General features: G+C 47.0%; 16 protein-coding genes. 9 read left to right on the forward strand and 7 right to left on the reverse strand.

Annotated elements, in window-relative coordinates:
* Positions 1-6: 6 nt before the first annotated feature.
* Positions 7-1,419, reverse strand: coding sequence for an adenosylhomocysteinase (gene ahcY / locus AKL11_RS05845; RefSeq protein ID WP_172807246.1), 1,413 nt, complete (start codon positions 1,417-1,419; stop codon positions 7-9).
* Positions 1,420-1,569: 150 nt separating this feature from the next.
* Between ahcY and AKL11_RS05850 the strand changes: the two genes are divergently transcribed.
* Positions 1,570-2,478: a hypothetical protein gene (locus tag AKL11_RS05850; RefSeq protein WP_067515673.1), complete on the forward strand. Its 909-nt coding sequence runs from the start codon at positions 1,570-1,572 to the stop codon at positions 2,476-2,478.
* An 8-nt stretch (positions 2,479-2,486) separates the two neighbouring features.
* Here AKL11_RS05850 and metK read toward each other — a convergent pair whose 3' ends face one another.
* Together metK and AKL11_RS05860 are read right to left on the reverse strand one after the other, a co-directional pair.
* On the reverse strand, positions 2,487-3,662 hold the full coding sequence (metK, locus tag AKL11_RS05855) for a methionine adenosyltransferase (RefSeq protein ID WP_067515674.1): 1,176 nt from the start codon (positions 3,660-3,662) through the stop codon (positions 2,487-2,489).
* Between the two features lie 51 nt (positions 3,663-3,713).
* On the reverse strand, positions 3,714-4,673 hold the full coding sequence (locus AKL11_RS05860) for a metalloregulator ArsR/SmtB family transcription factor (RefSeq protein WP_067515675.1): 960 nt from the start codon (positions 4,671-4,673) through the stop codon (positions 3,714-3,716).
* Positions 4,674-5,071: 398 nt separating this feature from the next.
* On the opposite strand from AKL11_RS05860, the gene AKL11_RS05865 reads away from it, so the two are divergent.
* Positions 5,072-6,511, forward strand: a complete 1,440-nt coding sequence (locus tag AKL11_RS05865) for an Npt1/Npt2 family nucleotide transporter (protein ID WP_067515676.1) — start codon at positions 5,072-5,074, stop codon at positions 6,509-6,511.
* Between the two features lie 228 nt (positions 6,512-6,739).
* Here AKL11_RS05865 and AKL11_RS05870 read toward each other — a convergent pair whose 3' ends face one another.
* Positions 6,740-8,293: an exonuclease/endonuclease/phosphatase family protein gene (locus tag AKL11_RS05870; protein ID WP_067515677.1), complete on the reverse strand. Its 1,554-nt coding sequence runs from the start codon at positions 8,291-8,293 to the stop codon at positions 6,740-6,742.
* Between the two features lie 172 nt (positions 8,294-8,465).
* Here AKL11_RS05870 and tkt point away from each other — a divergent pair, with 172 nt between their 5' ends.
* Both tkt and AKL11_RS05880 read left to right on the forward strand, forming a co-directional pair.
* On the forward strand, positions 8,466-10,463 hold the full coding sequence (tkt, locus tag AKL11_RS05875; RefSeq protein ID WP_067515678.1) for a transketolase: 1,998 nt from the start codon (positions 8,466-8,468) through the stop codon (positions 10,461-10,463).
* A gap of 435 nt (positions 10,464-10,898) precedes the next feature.
* Positions 10,899-12,113: a Bcr/CflA family multidrug efflux MFS transporter gene (locus AKL11_RS05880; protein WP_067515987.1), complete on the forward strand. Its 1,215-nt coding sequence runs from the start codon at positions 10,899-10,901 to the stop codon at positions 12,111-12,113.
* Positions 12,114-12,234: 121 nt separating this feature from the next.
* Here AKL11_RS05880 and AKL11_RS05885 read toward each other — a convergent pair whose 3' ends face one another.
* Positions 12,235-13,392 carry a hypothetical protein gene (locus AKL11_RS05885; protein ID WP_157673432.1) on the reverse strand — a complete coding sequence of 386 codons (1,158 nt, stop codon included), beginning with the start codon at positions 13,390-13,392 and terminating at the stop codon, positions 12,235-12,237.
* A 320-nt stretch (positions 13,393-13,712) separates the two neighbouring features.
* Between AKL11_RS05885 and AKL11_RS05890 the strand changes: the two genes are divergently transcribed.
* The 4 genes from AKL11_RS05890 (at position 13,713) to AKL11_RS05905 (ending at position 18,012) form a co-directional block, all read left to right on the forward strand.
* Positions 13,713-14,738 carry a type I glyceraldehyde-3-phosphate dehydrogenase gene (locus AKL11_RS05890; RefSeq protein ID WP_067515680.1) on the forward strand — a complete coding sequence of 342 codons (1,026 nt, stop codon included), beginning with the start codon at positions 13,713-13,715 and terminating at the stop codon, positions 14,736-14,738.
* Positions 14,739-15,036: 298 nt separating this feature from the next.
* Complete coding sequence (locus AKL11_RS05895; RefSeq protein WP_067515681.1) at positions 15,037-16,203, forward strand: phosphoglycerate kinase; 1,167 nt, start codon at positions 15,037-15,039, stop codon at positions 16,201-16,203.
* A gap of 241 nt (positions 16,204-16,444) precedes the next feature.
* A complete protein-coding gene (locus AKL11_RS05900; protein WP_067515682.1) occupies positions 16,445-17,074 on the forward strand; it encodes a transcription termination/antitermination NusG family protein in 630 nt (209 codons plus the stop codon).
* Entirely contained in the window at positions 17,074-18,012 is a 939-nt protein-coding gene (locus AKL11_RS05905) for an alpha/beta hydrolase (protein WP_067515683.1), read from the forward strand. The genes AKL11_RS05900 and AKL11_RS05905 overlap by 1 nt, the downstream gene beginning before the upstream one ends.
* Before the next feature lie 2 nt (positions 18,013-18,014).
* Here the strand turns inward: AKL11_RS05905 and AKL11_RS05910 are convergent, their stop codons facing one another.
* The gene (locus AKL11_RS05910) at positions 18,015-19,001 is read right to left on the reverse strand and encodes a hypothetical protein (RefSeq protein WP_067515684.1); all 987 of its coding nucleotides are present in this window, start codon (positions 18,999-19,001) and stop codon (positions 18,015-18,017) included.
* Positions 19,002-19,108: 107 nt separating this feature from the next.
* Here AKL11_RS05910 and nfo point away from each other — a divergent pair, with 107 nt between their 5' ends.
* Positions 19,109-19,951 (forward strand): deoxyribonuclease IV, encoded by an 843-nt coding sequence (gene nfo, locus AKL11_RS05915; RefSeq protein ID WP_067515685.1) that lies wholly within the window; start codon positions 19,109-19,111, stop codon positions 19,949-19,951.
* A 49-nt stretch (positions 19,952-20,000) separates the two neighbouring features.
* Here nfo and pntB read toward each other — a convergent pair whose 3' ends face one another.
* The gene (gene pntB / locus AKL11_RS05920) at positions 20,001-21,401 is read right to left on the reverse strand and encodes a Re/Si-specific NAD(P)(+) transhydrogenase subunit beta (protein WP_067515686.1); all 1,401 of its coding nucleotides are present in this window, start codon (positions 21,399-21,401) and stop codon (positions 20,001-20,003) included.
* Positions 21,402-21,406: the final 5 nt, after the last annotated feature.

Here is a 21,406-nt window from a genome sequence, read left to right on the forward strand (position 1 = left end):
ACTGACTTAATACTTGTAGTCGTCGCTTTTGAACGGACCCTCAACAGGCACATTAATATAGCCCGCCTGTTCATTGGTCAGTTTGGTGATCACGCCACCGAAGCCTTCGACCATATAAGCCGCCACTTCTTCATCAAGCTTTTTCGGCAAGACGGTCACTGATAGGTTAGCCGCTTTCTGATCTGCAGGCAGGTCAGCAAACTTGCTTTCAAACAGATGAATCTGTGCCAGTACCTGGTTAGCAAATGAACCATCCATAATACGCGACGGATGGCCGGTAGCATTGCCAAGGTTGACCAAACGGCCTTCGGACAAAAGAATCAGATGATCGTTAGACGACTCATCACGCAGGATTTTATGCACCTGCGGTTTGATTTCTTCCCAGCGCCAGTGATCACGCATGAACTGAGTATCGATTTCAGTATCAAAGTGGCCAATGTTGCACACCACACAGCCATTTTTGAGACTTTGAAGCATGTTGCGGTCACAGACGTGAACGTTACCGGTGGTGGTTACCAACAGGTCTGTGGTGCCAAGGAGTGCCTTATCAATAGAAGCCAGTGTTCCATCATTAACACCATCGAGGTAAGGAGACACAACTTCATAACCATCCATACAGGCCTGCATGGCACAGATAGGATCCACTTCTGTCACCTTAACGATCATGCCTTCCTGACGAAGCGAAGCGGCAGAACCTTTGCCCACATCACCATAACCAACCACCAGTGCTTTCTTACCAGAGAGCAGGTGGTCTGTGCCGCGCTTGATGGCATCATTCAGGGAATGGCGGCAACCGTATTTATTGTCGTTCTTGCTCTTAGTGACCGCATCGTTAACGTTGATTGCTGGCACTTTCAACGTACCTTTTTCCAGCATTTCCAGCAGGCGATGTACGCCGGTGGTGGTTTCTTCAGAAATACCGTGGATGGCATCCAGCATTTCAGGGTATTTGTCATGGAGCAGCAGAGTTAGATCACCACCGTCGTCCAGAATCATATTGGCATCCCATGGGCTGCCTTTACCATCAAGAATGGTTTGCTCAATGCACCACCAGAACTCTTCGTCGGTTTCACCTTTCCAGGCAAAAACAGGAATACCTGCCGCTGCAATAGCCGCCGCCGCATGGTCTTGAGTAGAGAAGATATTACAGGAAGACCAGCGAACATCGGCACCCAGTGCAATCAGGGTTTCGATCAGTACCGCTGTTTGGATAGTCATATGAATGCAACCCATGATCTTTGCATTCTTAAGGGGCTGCTGATCACGGTATTTGGCGCGAATGGCCATCAGAGCAGGCATTTCACCTTCGGCAATCTGTATTTCGCGGCGCCCCCACTCAGCCAGAGAAAGGTCTGCCACTCGGTAATCCGTTACCTCGGTAGCAGTTGAAATGGCAGCCATATCAGGGTTAGCACTCATTTTTTATATCCCGCTCTGCGTATTATCCGAATATAACGAAGTCTAGCAGCGGTTAACACCTATATCAATATATTTTGATATAGGCTTGGGAGCATTTTAATCTATCCTCGACTGTGATCGAATAATTCTACCTTTGAGGCTCATGTGATCATGCTTAGCCCTTTACCTACAAAATTTCAGCATACTCCATATGCTGTATTGGAAGATGATACTAAATCCTTACCGCCACCCACCACTCAAAATAGAGTCGGAGGTATAACTACGTTTAATCAGCATACAGTTCAACTTCCACAACAGGAGCAAAAACTCTTTCAAGCCTTTAAACATTGTAGAGAACATCTTGGGAAAAAAAATAAGGTTATAGGACTGGACCAAAGAGACACTGTAGTTATTAAACAACTCACACATTGCTTTTATGGTGATGAATCGTCTTATAAAACAAACCGGAAGCTTAAAAGTATTGCAGGTTGCTCCACACCAGGACTTATATATGCAGGAATAACAATGGGTATCGGCGTTGCCTGCGCTCCATTCACGGGTGGAATTTCTTTACCCCTGGCTGGAACTGCAGCTGCTATTGGTTTAGCTAGTGCTGTTCACGGCGCAGCCAAAGGCGCGGTTGTAGGGGGGCGCTGTTGCCATGATAGAAAATGGTTTCAAAGTCTCGTCGGGGCAGAAAACACAATGCTTTTTTTAAAAACACATCCCAAGGCTGAACAAATCGAGCAATTGAGAAAAATAGCAGACGATCTCCAAAACAAACTTTTACCTGATAATTTTAAGAAGACTTTTGCTAATATCAGGAAGGATTTGGGATTATCGAAATACAACATTAAAAATAAAATAATGTTTAAGAAAGATTCTACTCATTTAGCGGCTGAATTAAAATTGGCCTCCCGTGTTATAGATATATATTTCCAGCATGCACTATACAGACATCTAAATCCTAAACAGAATTCAGATCTGCCTATGTTACTGACAGGAGAGCACTCACGCTCTCCCTCACTGCAATCCACTACAAGCAGTAACAATCCATTCCTTAGTGATTTCATTCCTTAGTGATTTGGTTAAATAGACAAACCTAAACCTGCAGCCTTACGAAGTTGGTCAGCTTTATCCGTATTCTCCCAGGTAAACTCAGCTTCTTCACGGCCAAAGTGACCATAAGCAGCGGTTGCCTGATAAATTGGACGTTTAAGATCCAGCATCTTCACCAACCCACCAGCACGCAGATCAAAGTATTCACGAACCAGTTCTGCGATCCGGTCGTCAGAGACTTTGCCGGTTCCGAAGGTGTTGATGGAAATCGACGTAGGCTCGGAAACACCAATGGCGTAGGAAATCTGAATTTCACAACGATCAGCCAAACCTGCAGCAACAATATTCTTCGCCACATATCGACCCGCGTAAGCAGCTGAGCGATCAACCTTGGATGGATCTTTACCAGAGAAGGCACCACCACCGTGACGAGCCATACCGCCGTAGGTATCAACAATGATTTTGCGGCCAGTCAGACCACAGTCGCCTACCGGGCCGCCGATCACGAAAATACCGGTTGGGTTAATGTGATACTTGGTGTCTGCATGGAGCCAGCCTTCCGGGAAAACAGGCTTGATGATCTGTTCCAGCACTTCACGACGAATCTCTTCCAGAGACACACCAGGAGAATGCTGAGTAGACAGCACCACGGCATCAACGCTTTGTACTTTGCCGTTTTCATCATAACGCATGGTAACCTGACTTTTTGCATCAGGGCGCAACCATGGCAGCGTGCCATCCTTACGTAACTGAGCCTGACGTTTTACCAGCTCGTGAGCGTAGTAGATCGGTGCAGGCATCAGCACAGGCGTTTCGTTGGTTGCGTAACCAAACATCAAGCCTTGGTCACCGGCGCCTTGATCGTGATCGTCACGTTCATCAACACCAACAGCGATGTCTGGAGATTGCTTACCAATGGCATTCAGCACTGCAACGCAATCGCCATCAAAACCCAGATCACCGTGGTTGTAACCGATATCGGTCACTACCTTGCGAACCAGGTCTTCAATATCAACATAAGTATTGGTTCTTACTTCACCCGCAACCACGACCATGCCGGTTTTTACCATAGTTTCCACAGCGACACGGGCATCTGGGTCGTCTTTCAACATCGCATCCAGAATTGCATCAGAAATCTGATCAGCAATTTTATCCGGATGACCTTCGGATACAGATTCGGAAGTAAATAGTGAATACTCAGACATAGTCGTAGAACCCTCTTAATCAATGAAAAAATAATAAACTGTCAAAATCAGTTATTCCGGCAACTGGAAACATCTGACCTGAATTTGAAAACCATTACGTAAGCCAAGATACTGGGACTCGGAGCTTAAAAGGCCAACTTTCTCTGCCCACTGGCTTAACTCTTCTGCGCTGAACCCCAACCATAAGTCACCGCAGGATTCACGCACCCAGTCCTGATCATGATGACTGAGCTCGCTGATCATCATGCTGCCGCCGGGCTTTAACAGCTTTGCTGACCAGAAAAAAATATCGCCGGGGCTGGGAACATGATGCAGTACCATGTTCGCAACGATGCAATCAAAGCGTTTTTCGTAGTCGCTTAACGATTGAATCTCGCCATGGATAAAGTGGATATTGTCCAACTTCTGGTTACTGGCACTTTGTCGTGAATAATCGAGCATTTTCTCTGAGCTATCCACCGCATAGACATCATCAAATATGCCCGATAGCGTCTTCAGAAAAGCACCTTCCCCTGGCCCGAGTTCCAGTGCCATTTTGGAATCAGTAAACGTCGTCGCAGCAATCAGATCCGATACCGAATCGGCATAAAGCTGATGTTCAGCAATCAGCTCTTGCTGCTTGCGAAACTCATCAGAATTTCGGGTGAAGAATGCCTGAGACAACTCTGATCTCTGCTGACGAATCAACTGAAGGCGCTTTGTCAGCAGCTCAGGCATAGGAAGCTCTTCCACCGCCTGATACAACGCTCGCACCACAGGTTCCAGAAAGCTGTCGGATGGTGGCAACGCCCTGCGATAAAAAATGCTATTGCCATCCTTCCGGGTAGAGACGAGCCCTGCCTGCAGCAGAACTTTTAGATGGTGGCTCATGGCAGGTTGTCGCATATCAAAAAGGCTGCTGAGCTCAAGCACCCCTAATGACTCCGTACTCAACACTCTGAGAATCTGCAGTCTTAACAAGTCGCCGCTGGCTTTTGTCACAGCTGCCAGCTGTTCGTAACCCTCAGTCAATGTAAACCGCCTTTTCCTTTATACCCATCATGCACAGCGGGTCTCATTTACTGATGTTGATTTTAGCAACACAGACAACCTATATCAAAATATTTTTATATACATGATGAATTGCAAATTCTGCTCTATAGTTATCTCCTTCAATTGGCTCAGGCATTTCTAATGGCCTTTCTAATATGCAGTTGTCCAAATGAAAGCATATTTTCTGACTAAGTAGACAGCCACTCTGCAGCATTGCAGCTATCCACTCAGCCAGAAATATTCGATTTCATTTGCACAACTTCTGACTAACATCATTTAATTGGCACGATTGTTAGTCGTAGATGTTCAGCCGTTTTCGGCTTGGGGCGCTACTTAAGAATCACCTGTGGCCAACAGCCAGATGAAATAATACGCAAATGAATAAAGTCCTTGCCAGCGAGGTGCCAGAAAGCTCAAACACCTTGCTTTATCTGCAAATTACCATGATGGCCTGCTGCATCTTTAATTTCGACATACTCTGGAATTTAAAAGAATCCCTTCTGGTCACCCGACTGGGAGCAGAAGCTATTCCTTTTATTAAACTGTGCGCCGTCATGCCAGTTGCTTTCATTTTTTTGTTTTGTTACAGCGCACTGGCTAACCGATTGAATAAAAGAATGCTATTTGCCGTAGCGATTGGCCCGTTCCTTCTATGGATGCCCCTGTTCTCTATACTCATTTACCCAAACCTTGATGCTTTTGCCCCGGCCACTTTTACCCAATGGCTTTCACCCTATGTACCAGATCATCTTCAGTTTATTACTGGCATGATTTATTACTGGCCACTCACACTGTTTTTTGCTTTGGCTGAAATATGGGGATCCGCCGTCATTTGTATTTTGTTCTGGACCTCCGTTAATGACCTCCATAACAGTCGAAGTGCAGCCCGGCATTACCCAATTTTGACTATGGTGGGCAGCAGTGCCTCTATTATTTCCGGACCTCTTTTATACTATTGTGCTTCAAAAGGATTATCTTCAGAGAACGCTGGATGGCAGGGAAGTCTGACAACACTTTCCGTACTGTTTGTCATTTTTGGGCTGATGATTCTTGTACTGAATGAATACTGCTATCGCCTGCAGGGTGAAGATACAAAAACACAGTCAAGCCTTTCAACCACAACCCACCTACCCGTTTTTGATAGTTTTAAATACTTGGCTCGCTGCCCCTACCTCACCAGCATTGCTCTGATGATGTTGGGATATTGTATCTCTATCAATATGGTTGAGCTGGCTTGGAAGAGTCAGCTTGTGGAGAAATACCCCAGTGAAGTCGACTATTCGATGTTTATGGGCAAGGTTGCACTGGTTAATGGCATCGGTAGCCTGCTCTGCGGATTAATGACGCCGGTATTACTCAATAGAAGCTGGTTCACAGCGACGTTTGCAACACCTTTTATTATTCTTATTACAGCAGCCCCATTTTTCATTTTCACGCTGTTCCAAAACGCCAACCTTAACCTTCTTTTTTTTAGCAGCCTTGATCTATCGATGCTGAGCCTCAATGCCGGACTTTGCTGCCATGCTCTGGGAAAATCCGCAAAGTACACCCTATTCAATACAACCAAAGAGATGACTTTTGTACCTTTGGATGTAGAAAGAAAATACAAGGGCAAAGCCGCTATAGAACTGGTCGTCAGTAGGGTTGGTAAAGCTGGAAGTTCTCTGTTGCAGCAAATCTTAATTTCTCTGGGTGGCTCGATGAGTCTGATTACCTCCTGGCTGGCTGGTGCGTTTTTAATGGCAATCATTATGTGGCTTTTTGCTATCAAGAAACTTGGCAAGCACTACTGGAAACTTATGGACAATGAACCCTGATCGGGATCGGAGGAGGTGCCGGCTTGTCAAGCTACAACACCTCCAGCAATGAACATTTTACCAATGTGAGCATTTCATATGACTGAAAACTCAAATTGCTTCGCCAAATATAGCCACTGCGTGCGCTATAACCGGTAATTTAACATCGCCTCTTCACGACTTTCGCCTAAGATTCCCACTCGATAAGAAATATCAGAAGCTCTCATTGCCTCATTACCACTACCATAATCAATAGCGCGCGCGATCTCCGACGCCATCAAAAGGCATTAAGCTGGCAATCAGCGGATGATGGTCAGCAGCAAACAATGATGAATTAACCGGCAAAACAGGACGGCTTCCAAAAAGCCCTATTTTCAGTTTTCCATAGTCAGCTTTTCCCATGCTCTCTCTAATCTCTTTCGGGTCAGTCAGCTCTGATGCTTCCAGTTCAGTATTAACCACTGGTTTGTTATAAATGGTAATGCTTGATCGACCAGCATCAAAGCCGCTACTGAATGTTCGATCAAGAACACCACTTACCGGATGCGTAGCAGGCGTTACTGCTTTGCTATTTTGATCCCATATCAGCTTTTTTGCCTCAGGCAGCATTTCCCCTTTAACAGCATTTCTGATGTCAGTCTCTGCAGATCTGGCTGCGTCTTGCCCTGCTTTTGTGGGCTGATAGCCAAAATCAAATGGGTCCATCGTCATAGATGACGCTTTATCAGCAGGTATTGACTCACCCTTATGATTATTCCAGCGGTCATAATGATGAATATCCACATTGCTGACTGCTCCAGCAGTTAGAACAGAATCTATTACCGCATCCCTATCCTCTTCAAAGGTGTTCATATCACCCATAGCCACAACCCGAGCATTTGGGTCTGCCTGGCGAATTTCCGCCATGCGCTCTCCCAGTTTTTTGCCGTACGCTTTTTTATGCTCCGAATTCAACCCACTGTGCAGGTTCAAAACGTGGGTTATCACACCATCAGGACTTTTATAAGCGGTCTCCAAGATACTTTTGCAAGTTATGTCGCTAAGGTTATGTCTGAATTTTTCTTTATTAAAAGCTCCCTTTTCTTCCTCTGATCCTTCCTTCGGAAACGACTTCCCGAAAGGCTTACCATCAACTGTGACTCGTATTGGCTTGGTTTCTTCCTTAATCAGTTCCAAAGCACAATCTTTACGGCGTGCAGTCATAAGATTAAAAGACCAATCAATCGAGGGGTCTACTTTCTCAAAAACTACTTCATAACCCAATTTGTCGAGAAACGTGGAAAACTCCAGGACAAAGTTCTTTTTCGTTTCAGGATTATCCATATCCACCAAAAAGTCTCTTAGCTCTTGAAGGCAGATAATGTCAGGCTTTTGCAACTTTACAATTTCTGCCAACATGGTCCAGACGTGAATTTTTCGATTTTCCATCCGGTAGTGAGGGTGAGTTTGATGCGCCAGCCCATTACCAGCTTCCAACCGCCCCAGGCAAAGATTGACATTCCAGGACAAAACTTTGAATGCATCACCGCTCTCATTCTGTTGTTCCGCCACTTGGATGGAATCCAGGTATTCTTTAACTAATGGGTGGTCAAGAAAATGCTCTGGATTGACCAAGCTGGTCTTCTGGAAATCAGATAAAGACCGAATGATTTCACCATCTACCTGAAGGTAGTTTTTACCTTCAACCTCACATACACCAACCGACTGATTCAGGGTTGCTTTATCCTGAGCTAAATACACCTGACTAGCTGAAGTGTTATTGGGCAAAGATGCCGAAGGCACTCTAGGGTTCATACTAAGCATATCGTTTATCCTTTATTTCATACTCACGTTAACGAGATAAATTGGACACTTAGTTAATAAGCAAGTTCCTTCCAAGCCCAAAAATTAATTTATGATGTTTCATGTTTTCGTCCAAAGGCTTTAAAATAGCGCCCGAATTCAAATGAACTGGATCCCCAGGAGCAGAAATTCCATGTCCTCACGTCGTGAGCTTGCCAACGCTATTCGCGCCCTCAGTATGGACGCCGTCCAAAAAGCCAAATCCGGCCACCCGGGCGCGCCCATGGGAATGGCGGATATCGCTGAAGTACTTTGGCGAGATTACCTGAACCACAATCCGACCAACCCGAAATGGATGGACAGAGACCGCTTTGTTCTGTCCAACGGTCACGGTTCCATGTTGCTTTACTCTTTGCTCCACCTTTCAGGGTATGAGTTAAGCATTGATGATCTGAAAAACTTCCGTCAGCTGCATTCCAAAACCGCAGGTCACCCTGAATACGGTTATGCACCGGGCATCGAAACCACCACTGGCCCACTGGGTCAGGGCATGGCCAACGCTGTTGGTATGGCGGCGGCTGAGAAAGCACTGGCTGCTCAGTTCAACAAACCGGGCCATGACATCGTTGACCACCACACCTATGTATTCATGGGTGATGGTTGCATGATGGAAGGTATTTCCCACGAAGTTTGCTCCCTGGCGGGCACGCTTGGACTGGGTAAACTAGTTGCGTTTTACGACGACAACGGCATCTCCATCGATGGTGAAGTTGAAGGTTGGTTCACTGACGACACCGTTAAGCGTTTTGAAGCTTACAACTGGCACGTTATCCCTGCGGTTGATGGTCACGATGCAGATGCCATCAAAGCGGCTATTGAAACGGCTCATGCAGAAACCGAAAAGCCAACCCTGATTTGCTGCAAAACCATCATCGGCTTTGGTTCGCCAAACAAAGAAGGCAAAGAAGATTGCCACGGCGCGCCACTGGGCGACGACGAAATCAAACTGACCCGCGAACGTCTGGGTTGGACTCACCCGTCGTTTGAAATTCCATCTGACATCTACAGCCAGTGGAATGCCAAAGAAGCCGGTGCAGCTAAAGAAGCTGCGTGGGATGAGAAGTTTGCTGCTTACTCAGCGGAGTTCCCGGAACTGGCTGCAGAGTACGTTCGTCGTCAGAAAGGTGAACTGCCTGCGGACTTCTCCGAGAAAGCTAACGCTTACATCAAATCCTGTCAGGAAACTGGTGAGAAAGTTGCCAGCCGTAAAGCGTCCCAGAACACTCTGAACGCTTATGGCCCAGAGCTACCAGAACTGCTTGGTGGCTCTGCTGACCTGGCGGGTTCCAACCTGACCATCTGGAGCGGCTCCAAAGGCATCAAGCGTGAAGACGCTAACGGTAACTACCTGTTCTACGGTGTTCGTGAATTCGGCATGACTGCCATGATGAACGGCATCGCCCTGCACGGTGGTTTCATTCCTTACGGCGCGACTTTCCTGGTCTTCATGGAATACGCTTGCAACGCGGTGCGTATGGCAGCACTGATGAAGCAGCGCTCCATTCAGGTTTACACTCACGACTCCATTGGTCTTGGTGAAGACGGCCCAACCCACCAGCCGATTGAACAAATTGCCAGCCTGCGCATGACGCCAAACGTTAACGCGTGGCGCCCATGCGACACCGTTGAATCTGCGGTTGCCTGGAAGCACGCGATCGAACGCACCGATGGTCCGAGCGCACTGATCTTCTCCCGTCAGGGTCTGCCATGCATGCCAAGAACGGATGGCCAGATCGCCGCTGTTGAGCGTGGTGGTTACATCCTGAAAGATTGCGAAGGCACTCCGGAACTGATCCTGATTGCCACCGGTTCTGAAGTAGAATTGGCCATGAATGCTGAAGCGGCTTTGACTGAAAAAGGCCGTAAGGTGCGCGTTGTCTCCATGCCATCCACTGATGTATTCGATGCTCAGGACGCAGAGTACAAGCAGTCCGTTCTGCCTCTGGAAGTCTCTGCCCGTATCGCTATTGAAGCGGCTCAGGCTGATTTCTGGTACAAGTATGTAGGCTTGGATGGTCGTATTATCGGTATGACCACCTACGGCGAATCAGCGCCAGCGGAAGACCTGTTCCCATACTTTGGGTTTACCGTAGATAACATTCTTGCTGCTGCAGAAGAGCTGATCGATTAATCACTTCTAAACAGCAAAACCCTTATAAAAACGGCGGTGGACGTAAGTCTTCCGCCGTTTTTTTTGCAAACGTTTGGTAATTCACATCCGAACTAGAGTACCTATCTATTTATTGCGTATGGCTTTTATGAAAGAATCGTTATAGCCGTATGCAATATAAAGCGGATGTAGTTATCTCTTCGCCTTCACATAAACCTCATACATAATATGAGAAGGAAATAGGCGAGCTCACCACCACACCTCAACACTGAATTAGTGTTGTCTATCTAGAACTACACCGATACGGCCTACCCGCTTTTACAGCGGCATCTCACTTATACGCAGTCACTGTCGTTTTGCACAGAATGCTTTTACCTAAAGCAGCAAAATTGTGGCCGCCTGACGATTTAGGCCTGAAGAATGACAATGATCTCCGGAGAGACCACCGGAAACGGGATGACCAAAAAGGAATATCTCAGCCTTATACTGACACTAGGCACACTCACAGCCCTTGGTCCATTGGCTATAGACCTTTATTTGCCAGCAATGCCTGCTATTGCCAGCAGCATGGGCGAGCCTTTAAGTCGCATTCAGTACACATTAAGCGCTTACACCATTGGTTTTGCATTAAGTCAGCTTATTTATGGGCCACTTTCTGATCGCATTGGTCGACGCAAAGTCATGTACCCGGGCATTGTCTTTTTTGCCCTGACCAGTTTTCTGGCCGCTTACAGCACTTCCGCTACTGAACTGATCGTTGTTCGTATCCTGCAGGCCTTTTCCGCAGCGGCCATTATGGTCACCATTCCGGCCATGATTCGCGATCTTATGCCCAGAGAGCAGGTAGCCAAAACATTGTCGTCCATTCTGATGGTGATGACTGTTGCTCCTTTAGCAGCACCACTGCTGGGCGGGCAGATTCTGAAATATTTTGGCTGGGAAATGCTGTTTGTCTTTCTGGCGATTACTGCGGTTCTGGCACTTGTGCTGGCGGTTTTCCGTATTAAAGAAACGCTGAAAGAAGAAGACCGGTTGGTGGTTCCACCTGTGCAACTGGCGTTGAATTACGCCAATATCCTGCGTAATCGTGAAGCGATGGGCTGCATTCTCTGCCATTCACTTTTCTTTGGCGGCATGTTTGCCTTTATCGCCGGTTCACCTTTTATTTACATCGAACTTTACGGCGTACAGCCAGATCAATACGGTTTGCTCTTTGCCATCAACATTCTGGCCATGAGCGTCACCAATATGGTGAATATCCGCCTGGTAGAAAAGTACAAACTCTACGCCATTTTGCGCAATGGCAGTCTGCTGGCTGCGGTTGCTGCACTTGTTTTACTGTTCAATGCAGCCACCGGATTTGGTGGGATTGCCGGCTTAATGATTCCTATCGCAATCTACATATCTTGCATTGGTTTTACTGGGCCGAACTCTAACGCCCTGGCACTGTCTCATTTTCCAAAATCTGCCGGTTCCGCCAATGCGCTTGCGGGGGCTCTTCGCTTTATCGTCGCAGGCATTGCTTCAGCGTTGGTTGGTGTACTGCATAATGAAACAGCCATCCCAATGGCGGCTGTTATGGCCGGCTGCGGGCTTCTCTCAGTGGTCGCATTATTGTTAACCCGCAATGAAGGTGCTACAGAAGAAGAGGTTCCTGCCACTGCGAACTGATATTCTTTGTCGACTCACTGGCTTTAGAAGCCGTTATTTAAGATGGAATCTGAAGCTAGAATATATAAACAAAATAGCTTTCTACAGGAAAGCTATTTTGTCAGGGAAATATAGGCAGTGGTTAAAACAAGCGGCTCTCGCCAATCGCTCTTTTAAACGCGTTCAACTCTCGATTCTTATATGCTTCAACCCGTCTGGTCGCATCTTCAAACAACTTTTCACGCTTTCTATCCACATCATCAAGCAATTGCTCTTTTTCCAGAATTTCAGATTCAACTGCTAACGTATCTTCTCCTTCCGGTATACCTTCCAGCTGACTTCTTAACGATTTAAGCTGTTGTTCGAGCGAACTTTTAGCCGTAGGAACCTGACTGTCAAACTCGGCTGTCACATCGGCATGTAACTGTTCGATTCGGCTATTCAAATCCTCCTTATAAATCTTCAGCATATCGTGCCGTGTGTTTTTGAGCTCCGTCTTCACATCATCTCTTGCCGCATGAATATCTGCGACACGGTTATCCCGATCCAAATAATCCTTATAGCCTTCACTGCTATTGAATGCCTCGATAAATGTACTGATTTCTTGGTTACGGGCATTCGTATTACCCAGTGTGGGCGCCCTTATCACGACATATTCGACCTTATCAGAATCTCCCCCGGCAGGAATCGGTAGCTTAACTTCGCCCTTCTCCTTGGCAAGCAGTGCCTCCGCATTCTGCTTTGACAGCTCGATAGTCCCATCCATAAAAGCCAGACTGTCAGCAAATTTATCTTGAAACGCTTGCATATGGTCAATATGGCGCACCATTTCCTTTTTAAGGCTATTAAGTGTTTCCAGTTTCTGTCCAAACTCTGCCTTTTTGGATTCCAGGCTGGCTTTTGCTTCCGGATTTACACGGTCAAAAGCCTTATCGGATATAGGTTTAAAATTTTCTTTCAAGACGAATCGCTTCAGTTTTCCCAGGCCATTCTTAATCGTCTTCAGGGCCGCACGTCCCAGCTCTCTCGCCCCGGCTGCCTTTTCCTTGACGGAGGCAACCAAATCCGAATCAATATTTTTTACAATTCTCAACCCCAGAGGTTTGGATGGCGCTTGCGTTTGTGGCTTCCCTCCCACTTGATCATGCTGCCTGATACCTACAGTGGTAACGGGCTTCGCCTGAGTCACTGAAATTCCTTTTAAATTCCCTGACTGATTTGTAGATGCTGGCAATGGGTGAGTTAAACCCGGTGCGTTGATCGGCGAGTTGCTTCCTAAACCATTCATTCCGTGTGCCATGTGCACTCCCTCAGAGTCTATTCCTTGATGCTATTTCCAATTGTAGTTATTCGCTCAGGGATAGCCTCAAAACCCATAAACATAATGAGAGTTCAATATGTCACAGCAGGCATTCATCTGAACAACAGCAGCTTCGCCAAAAAACCATCATATTCCGGTGATGTTACTGCTTAGAGCATTACTGCCTGCCATGCCCCAACCTATCAATGATAACCGGCCAGCAAAGTAAGCCCTCATAAGACGCCTTTCTCAATGGGCGATCATATCATTTTGGTATTATAATCATCTCTCTAAAACGATTAGATTTGGATAGCTGAACCATGACATATCGGGTGGCCATTAATGGATATGGTCGAATTGGCCAGTGCGTACTGCGGGCACTTTACGAAAATGGCTACCGCCATCACCTGCAGGTGGTCGCCATTAATGAGCTGGCCAATATCGATACGCTGGCTTATCTGACTCGCTACGACACCACCCACGGTCGCTTCCCCGGAGCCGTCAGCTTTGAAGATAATCAGCTATTTATTGGTGACGATACCATTCAAATCTCTCGAGAATCAGAGCCACAAAAACTGAATTGGAAAGATTTGAATATCGATCTGCTGCTGGAATGCTCCGGCGCATTTTCTGATCGGTCAACCGCAGAACTGCACCTGGAAAGTGGCGCTGCACGCTTGCTCTTTTCCCAGCCTGCCAAACCGGATGTGGATGCCACCATTGTTTATGGCATTAATGAAGAGTCTCTCGACCCAACCCATCGCATTGTTTCCAGCGCCTCCTGCACCACCAATTGCATTGTACCTGTCCTCAAAACCCTGAATGACTCCTTGGGCATCGAATACGGCACCATGACCACCATCCATTCAGCCATGAATGATCAGCCAGTCATTGACGCATACCATCAGAATGACCTGCGCCTGACTCGAAGCGCATTGCACTCGATTATTCCTGTGGACACTGGTCTGGCAAAAGGCATCAACCGTCTATTGCCAGAGCTGAAGGGTCGTTTTAAAACCAGTGCCGTTCGTGTGCCCACCATCAATGTTTCCTGTATCGACCTTACGATTCAGGTCAGCCGTGATACGTCAACCGCCGAGGTAAACCGATTGCTGGAACAGGCAACCTATGGTCGTCTTGAAGGCATTATGGGTTTCACTAATGAACCCCACGCCTCTGTTGATTTTAATCACGACACCCGGTCATGTATTGTCGATGGTACTCAGACGCAGGTTTCTGCTCATCGTCTGGTAAGGCTGCTATGCTGGTTTGACAATGAGTGGGGTTTTGCCAATCGAATGCTGGATGTTGCGAACTATTGGTTAAATACGGCTGTGGATAATTAATCCACAGCTAACAGAGATACACAACATCCACCAAAAACCTGTGCCCCTCCGAAAACCCTTGATACGCCTGTTGATTCAGGTCATCAGAGTGTTTCAATGAATACCTGAAGCCCATTTTTTATGCTATTGTCCCTGACGTTTTTTCGCTGATTCCAAACAGCCATGAGCTGAAAATGCCATTGCTCCGAAGAGTCATAGTATTTTCTCCAGCCTGGCATTTGGCATTTTCACTACAGATAGCCCCAGCCATCTTTCGCTAATGCGAAAGTAGCAAGAGTGAATATCAGGAGAGCTCTCCATGAACGTTTTAAAAATGACTGATCTGGATCTAGCCGGCAAACGCGTTTTGATCCGTGAAGACCTTAATGTTCCGGTTAAAAACGGCAAAGTCACCAGTGATGCGCGCATCCTGGCTTCCCTGCCAACCATCAAGCTGGCAATAGAAGCCGGTGCCAAAGTGATGGTGACTTCTCACCTGGGTCGCCCAACTGAAGGTCAGTACGACGAAGAATCTTCTCTGAAGCCTGTGGCCGATTACATTGCTGATCTGCTGGGCAAAGACGTTCGTCTGGTAAAAGACTGGGTTGAAGGCGGCTTTGACGTCGCGGACGGCGAACTGGTCATTCTGGAAAACTGTCGTTTCAACGTTGGTGAAGGCAAAGACGACGAAGGTCTTTCTCGCAAAATGGCAGCTCTGTGCGACATTTATGTCATGGATGCCTTTGGTACCGCTCACCGCGCTCAAGCCTCTACTCACGGTGTTGGTAAGTTTGCTGCCATTGCCTGTGCCGGACCTCTTCTGGCTGCAGAACTGGAAGCCCTTGGCAAAGCCATGGATAAGCCTGCCCGCCCAATGACTGCCATTGTTGGTGGTTCCAAAGTGTCTACCAAACTGACGGTTTTGGAATCCCTGTCCGGCATTTGCGACCAGCTGATCGTTGGTGGCGGTATTGCCAACACCTTCCTGGCAGCTGCAGGCAAGAACGTTGGTAAATCTCTGTACGAAGCTGATTTAATTCCACAAGCCAAAGCGCTCATGGACAAGTGCAGCATTCCAATGCCTGTCGATGTAATCTGTGGCAAGAAGTTTGATGAAAACGAACCCGCTGTCGTTAAGTCCGTTGATGATGTACAAGACGACGACATGATTTTCGACGTTGGTCCTGAAACACAGAAACTGTTCGCCGACGTTCTGATCTCAGCCAAAACCATCCTGTGGAACGGCCCAGTTGGCGTGTTTGAATTCGATCAATTCGGTGAGGGCACTCGCTCCATGTCCATGGCGATTGCAAACTCCAGCGCCTTCTCCATCGCTGGCGGTGGCGACACTCTGGCGGCTATCGATAAATACGGCATTAAAGACAAAGTGTCTTACATCTCCACCGGTGGCGGAGCTTTCCTTGAGTTTGTAGAAGGTAAAGTGCTTCCTGCGGTTGCCATGTTGGAAGAAGCTGCCAAGCGTTAAGTGCGTCTTAATTCTGAAAAATTATAGTCGAGTTCAGGCATTGCCTGTTCCCGACTATAATGCCTGTTACGCCTTTATACCGCTTGCATCATCGTCAAATGAGTATTTTCTTCGTGGCATTCTCGCGCCTTGCTACGCTGTCTTGCTATTGAGTCCCCTTTTGAGTCCTGTAGAATGTTTTTACTGAAAACGTCTGGATCGTTTGTTGGTTTCAGTGAAGCTAGTTTTAAAAGGATTTGCTATGTCGTGTAGTACGGATAAGTTGAAGCAGGGATGGTATTTACTGAAAACCAAAAACCGGGAAGAAGTCCGTGCTCAGGAAAACCTGGAAGCGCTTGGCTTTGAGGCCTATTGTCCGCTGATTTTTGGCAAAGCTGTACAGGTACCTCTTTTCCCCAGCTACATCTTTATTCGCTTGGGTATTGAAGGCGAACCACCTTATCACAAAATTCGCTCAACCCGGGGCATTCTGCACATCGTTCGATTTAACCGGATGAATCACAAGTTAAATGAGTCTGGTCGTTTACCTAAGAATCAAGCAGCCTCTCTACTCCCAAGCCCAATTCCGAACGGCGATCAAATCATCGATCAGATCGAAGCCATCACCTGGTTACAGAATGGCGCTGACCCTGAAGAAAAGCCCTCTAATCTACGCTTCCAGTCGGGGGAAACGGTGCTGTATGACAACCCGCTATTCCGACATCTTGAAACCACCTTTATCAAAGGTGTGAACATCGATCGCGGTATTGTTCTCATCAAATTTATCGAGAGCATGCGCACAGATGATGGCAGTGAAGAACGCAAGGTCGTTGCCGAAAGAGAACTAAACGTTCCGTTAAAAGACCTACATAAAGTAGCCGAAGAAGCTTGATGGACAAAACAACACTGGTCGCTCAAATGCGGCCGCTATCCCTTGGGCTGGAAGCATCGTCGCTTGAGCAATCCTATTTTCAATACTATGGCATTGACCTGGAAAACAGGCTTGAGAATATCGATCACACCTTTGGTTATGTCGATACTCAAGACTTCCGAATAGCCTGCCATCTATATTCCTGCCGCGCCCCTAAAGGCTCAGTATTTCTGCTCCATGGCTACTACGATCACGTTGGCCTGTTTGAGCACATTATCCGTTTTTTCCTGGAGCAGAACCTCAACGTATTGGCCTACGATTTACCCGGGCATGGTTTATCCAGTGGTGAGTCAGCAACCATCGAGGATTTTGGAGATTACCGTCAGACCCTGGAAGATATGCTTTCTTTTTCGGAGCCTCTGCTACCAAAGCCTTGGTTTGGTTATGGACAAAGTACCGGATGCGCAATCATCACCGACTTACTGAACGACTATGTTAGCCAGAAGCAACCATTACCTTTTCAGCAGGTCATTTTGTCAGCACCTCTGGTTCGCCCTTACTTATGGTGGCTCGCACGCATCAAGTTCTACATAGCACAACCATTTATCAAACAGATTCCGAGAACGTTTAAAGAGAACTGCCGCAATAAAGCCTTTATCCAGAAGGCCCATAGTGATCCGCTAGCACCAAAAGTTCTGCCTACGCAGTGGGTAGCGTCCATGAATCGGTGGATAAGAAAAATTGAAGCCAGCTCAAGTCAAATCGATATTCCTGCATTCATTCTACAGGGTACGAATGACACGACAGTGGATGGCCATCATAACTTGAAAATACTGAACAGGCTTTACATCAACCCTTCGGTCATGTGGCTTGATGGTGCCCGCCACCATTTACCGAATGAAATAGAAGACACTAGAACACAATATATGAACTGGCTGATCAGCAAGATCAAACCATAAATCTACATCTTGTCCCAACCGAAAGCTTCTCGCTTAAGCTTTTTAGTATCGTAACAAAGGTCCTGAAATCTTAGAAAATTCTTACCATAAGGCTGCCCATTGAGCATCAACTGATAGTCTGAAAATGTTGATTTATTGATACCAAGAATCCGTTGATGTGGGATTGAAAAGTGAGCTATCGAATTAAGCCAATCATCCAGTGCGTCCAGAGCATCTTCCCGGGCATCAGTGCCATAGAGATCCAGAATCTTTTGATTATCCAATCTCACGATACAGCTTGAGCTTGTCGTTTTTATTTCAAGCCGGCCATCCATAGTGGGATGATCCAATACTCGAAACTCTCTTTTTAGTGAAGACAGGTTTGCAGCAAGCTCATTACAAGCTCTTTTTTTTGCATCCTTCCTGAGAGCATCTACCTCTTTCGCTTTTCCCGCCGCTTCTGATGTTTTTGCAAAATAAAGTTTATTATTAACCTCAACCATATAACGGACTTCATAGATAATATTGTCACTGTTATCGGAGGTCAGTTTCGCTTCTTGCTTCCATACAGTAACACCTTTCTTTATCCCGCCAGGAAGAGCGTTGACGGCCTGAAGTAAGCCTTTCGGGTAATCACTACAAGGTACTTTTTCTCTCGGACTCAGGTTGCCGTAATACGTTCTTCCTGTAAAAATACCCTCTATGTAAGTCAGGTGAGCTTCACCTTTATTACCATAGGGTTGTTCGGACCTAAAAGAACATGAAGAGTCTCTTATCGCCACAGTAATTTTTCTGGCTCCCAGAGGCACATCCTTTACCAGTTTTTCATACACTTCCGGTAAATAATTCTTCACCTGCACCAGAGCGACTTTGTAGCCACAAAACGTACCTTGAATACCGGCCCAGGTACTTTTTACCAACTTAACAATAAAGCAGCTCTTATTCTCTTTTTTCCAGGCAAACTTAAATGCGTCTATACCGCCCAAACTGACCTGATTATCAATAGACATAAAAAGCATCCCTTTTAATAAAGTGCCTGTTAAGAACATGACATCGCAGTTACGCGTGGAATATGCGACCATATCCCTCAAGAAAAGTTCACTAAGTGCGTAACCTTATGAAATATATTGGAGCACACGTCAGTGCTGCCGGAGGCGTTGAAAACGCTCCGAAGAACGCCTATGAATTAGGTGCTACTGCTTTTGCACTGTTCACTAAAAACCAACGACAATGGGTGGCCAAACCACTTACATCTAAAAGCATCGACCTATTTAAAGAACGATGTGAAAAGTATGGCTACAAGCCTGAGCAAATCCTTCCCCACGACAGTTACCTTATAAATCTCGGACACCCCGAGCAGGAAGCATTGGATAAATCCCGTGTGGCCTTTCTTGATGAAATGGAACGCTGCATGCAGCTTGGGCTTGACCGACTGAACTTTCACCCGGGCAGTCATCTACGCAAAATGGATATCTCCGAATGTCTGGCTCGTATCGCTGAATCCATCAATATCGCTCTGGATAAAACCGAAGGCGTCATTGCGGTTATCGAAAATACGGCTGGGCAAGGCAGCAACCTTGGCTGGCAATTCGAAGAGTTAGCGGAAATCATTGAGCAGGTTGATGACAAATCCCGCGTCGGTGTCTGTCTCGATACCTGTCATACTTTTGCCGCCGGTTATGATCTGCGCACCCCAGAAGCCTGTGAGAAAACCTTTGCTGACTTTGAAAACACGGTTGGCTTCAAGTATCTGCAAGGCATGCACCTGAACGACTCTAAAGGCGAGCTGGGGTCGCGGAAAGACCGGCATCACAGCTTGGGTGAAGGGGAAATCGGCTGGGAAGTGTTCCGCTATATCATGAAAGATAAGCGTTTCGATGGCATTCCGATGGTGCTGGAAACTATTGATGAGTCGATCTGGAAAGATGAGATCAATGCACTAAAAATGCTGGCTGCATAAGTGCTTTAAATCCAGCACCGCCAGAAAGCTAGCGGTGCCGGAATCTACTTTAGAACTGCTTGAGAATCTTCTCTACACTGTCGGTAGCATCACCAAACAGCATACGACTGTTGTCTTTGAAGAACAGAGGGTTCTGAACGCCCGCATAGCCAGTAGCCATTGAACGTTTGAATACAATCACTTCACCAGCTTCCCAAACACGCAGAACCGGCATGCCCGCAATGGGGCTGGTTGGGTCTTCTGCTGCGGCAGGGTTCACCGTATCGTTGGCGCCGATCACCAGAACGGTATCGGTTTCTGCGAAGTCATCGTTGATCTCATCCATCTCTTCAACAATGTCGTAAGGCACTTTGGCTTCCGCCAGCAGAACGTTCATGTGACCTGGCAAACGTCCGGCAACCGGATGAATACCAAAACGTACTTTCACGCCGCGATCACGAAGTTTGTTCACCAGATCACGCACACCGTGCTGTGCCTGAGCCACCGCCATACCGTAACCCGGAGTGATGATCACGCTGGAAGAATTCTTCAGCTTTTCAGCCACGTCTTCTGCGGAGACTTCGGTGTATTCACCCATGTCCGCATCAGAAACCACTGTGCCTTCTTCCGTACCAAAACCGCCGAGAATCACGGAGATAAAGGAACGGTTCATGGCTGAACACATCAGGTAGGAAAGAATTGCACCGGAAGAACCCACCATGGCACCGGTAATGATGAGCAGGTTATTGCCCAGCATAAAGCCGGTCATTGCAGCGGCCAGACCGGAGTAGGCATTCAACATGGACACAACGACTGGCATATCTGCACCGCCAATACCCAGCACCAGAGTGATACCAAAGATAAAGGCAAGCCCGGTCAACAGAATCAGCGCCAGAATGCTGTGTTGCTGGACATAAACGACACCCATCAGAATGGCCAGAGCCAGAATAATCAGGTTAGTCCAGTGCTTTCCAGGAAGTGATTTTGGACGACTAGAGACTTTGCCATGCAATTTCAGCGCCGCAACCACTGAACCACTAAACGTCACTGAACCAATAATGATTCCGATAAATATCTCGGAGCGATGGATCAGTTGCTCGGTGGATAACACCAAATCTGCCAATTGTGCTGCCAGTGAATCATTCACTTCCAACGCACTGGAAAACCCAATCAACACGGCAGCCAAGCCACCAAAACCATTAAGAATCGCAACCAGCTGAGGCATTTCGGTCATCTGAACTTTAATCGCCAGATAAAGACCAATACCCGCCCCCACTACCATACAGGCAGTCACCAGAGTAAAGCCGGAAATATGCGCATGGCCAAGGGTTGCCACAACGGCAATCACCATACCAATAATACCGTATATATTGCCGTTCTTCGCAGTATCCTGCTGACTGAGCCCCGCAAGGCTCATAACAAACATCAGAGCAGCTACCAAGTAAGCCGCTACCAGTAAACCTTCAGACATCGTAA

This window comes from Endozoicomonas ascidiicola (genome assembly GCF_001646945.1).
GTDB lineage: Bacteria > Pseudomonadota > Gammaproteobacteria > Pseudomonadales > Endozoicomonadaceae > Endozoicomonas > Endozoicomonas ascidiicola.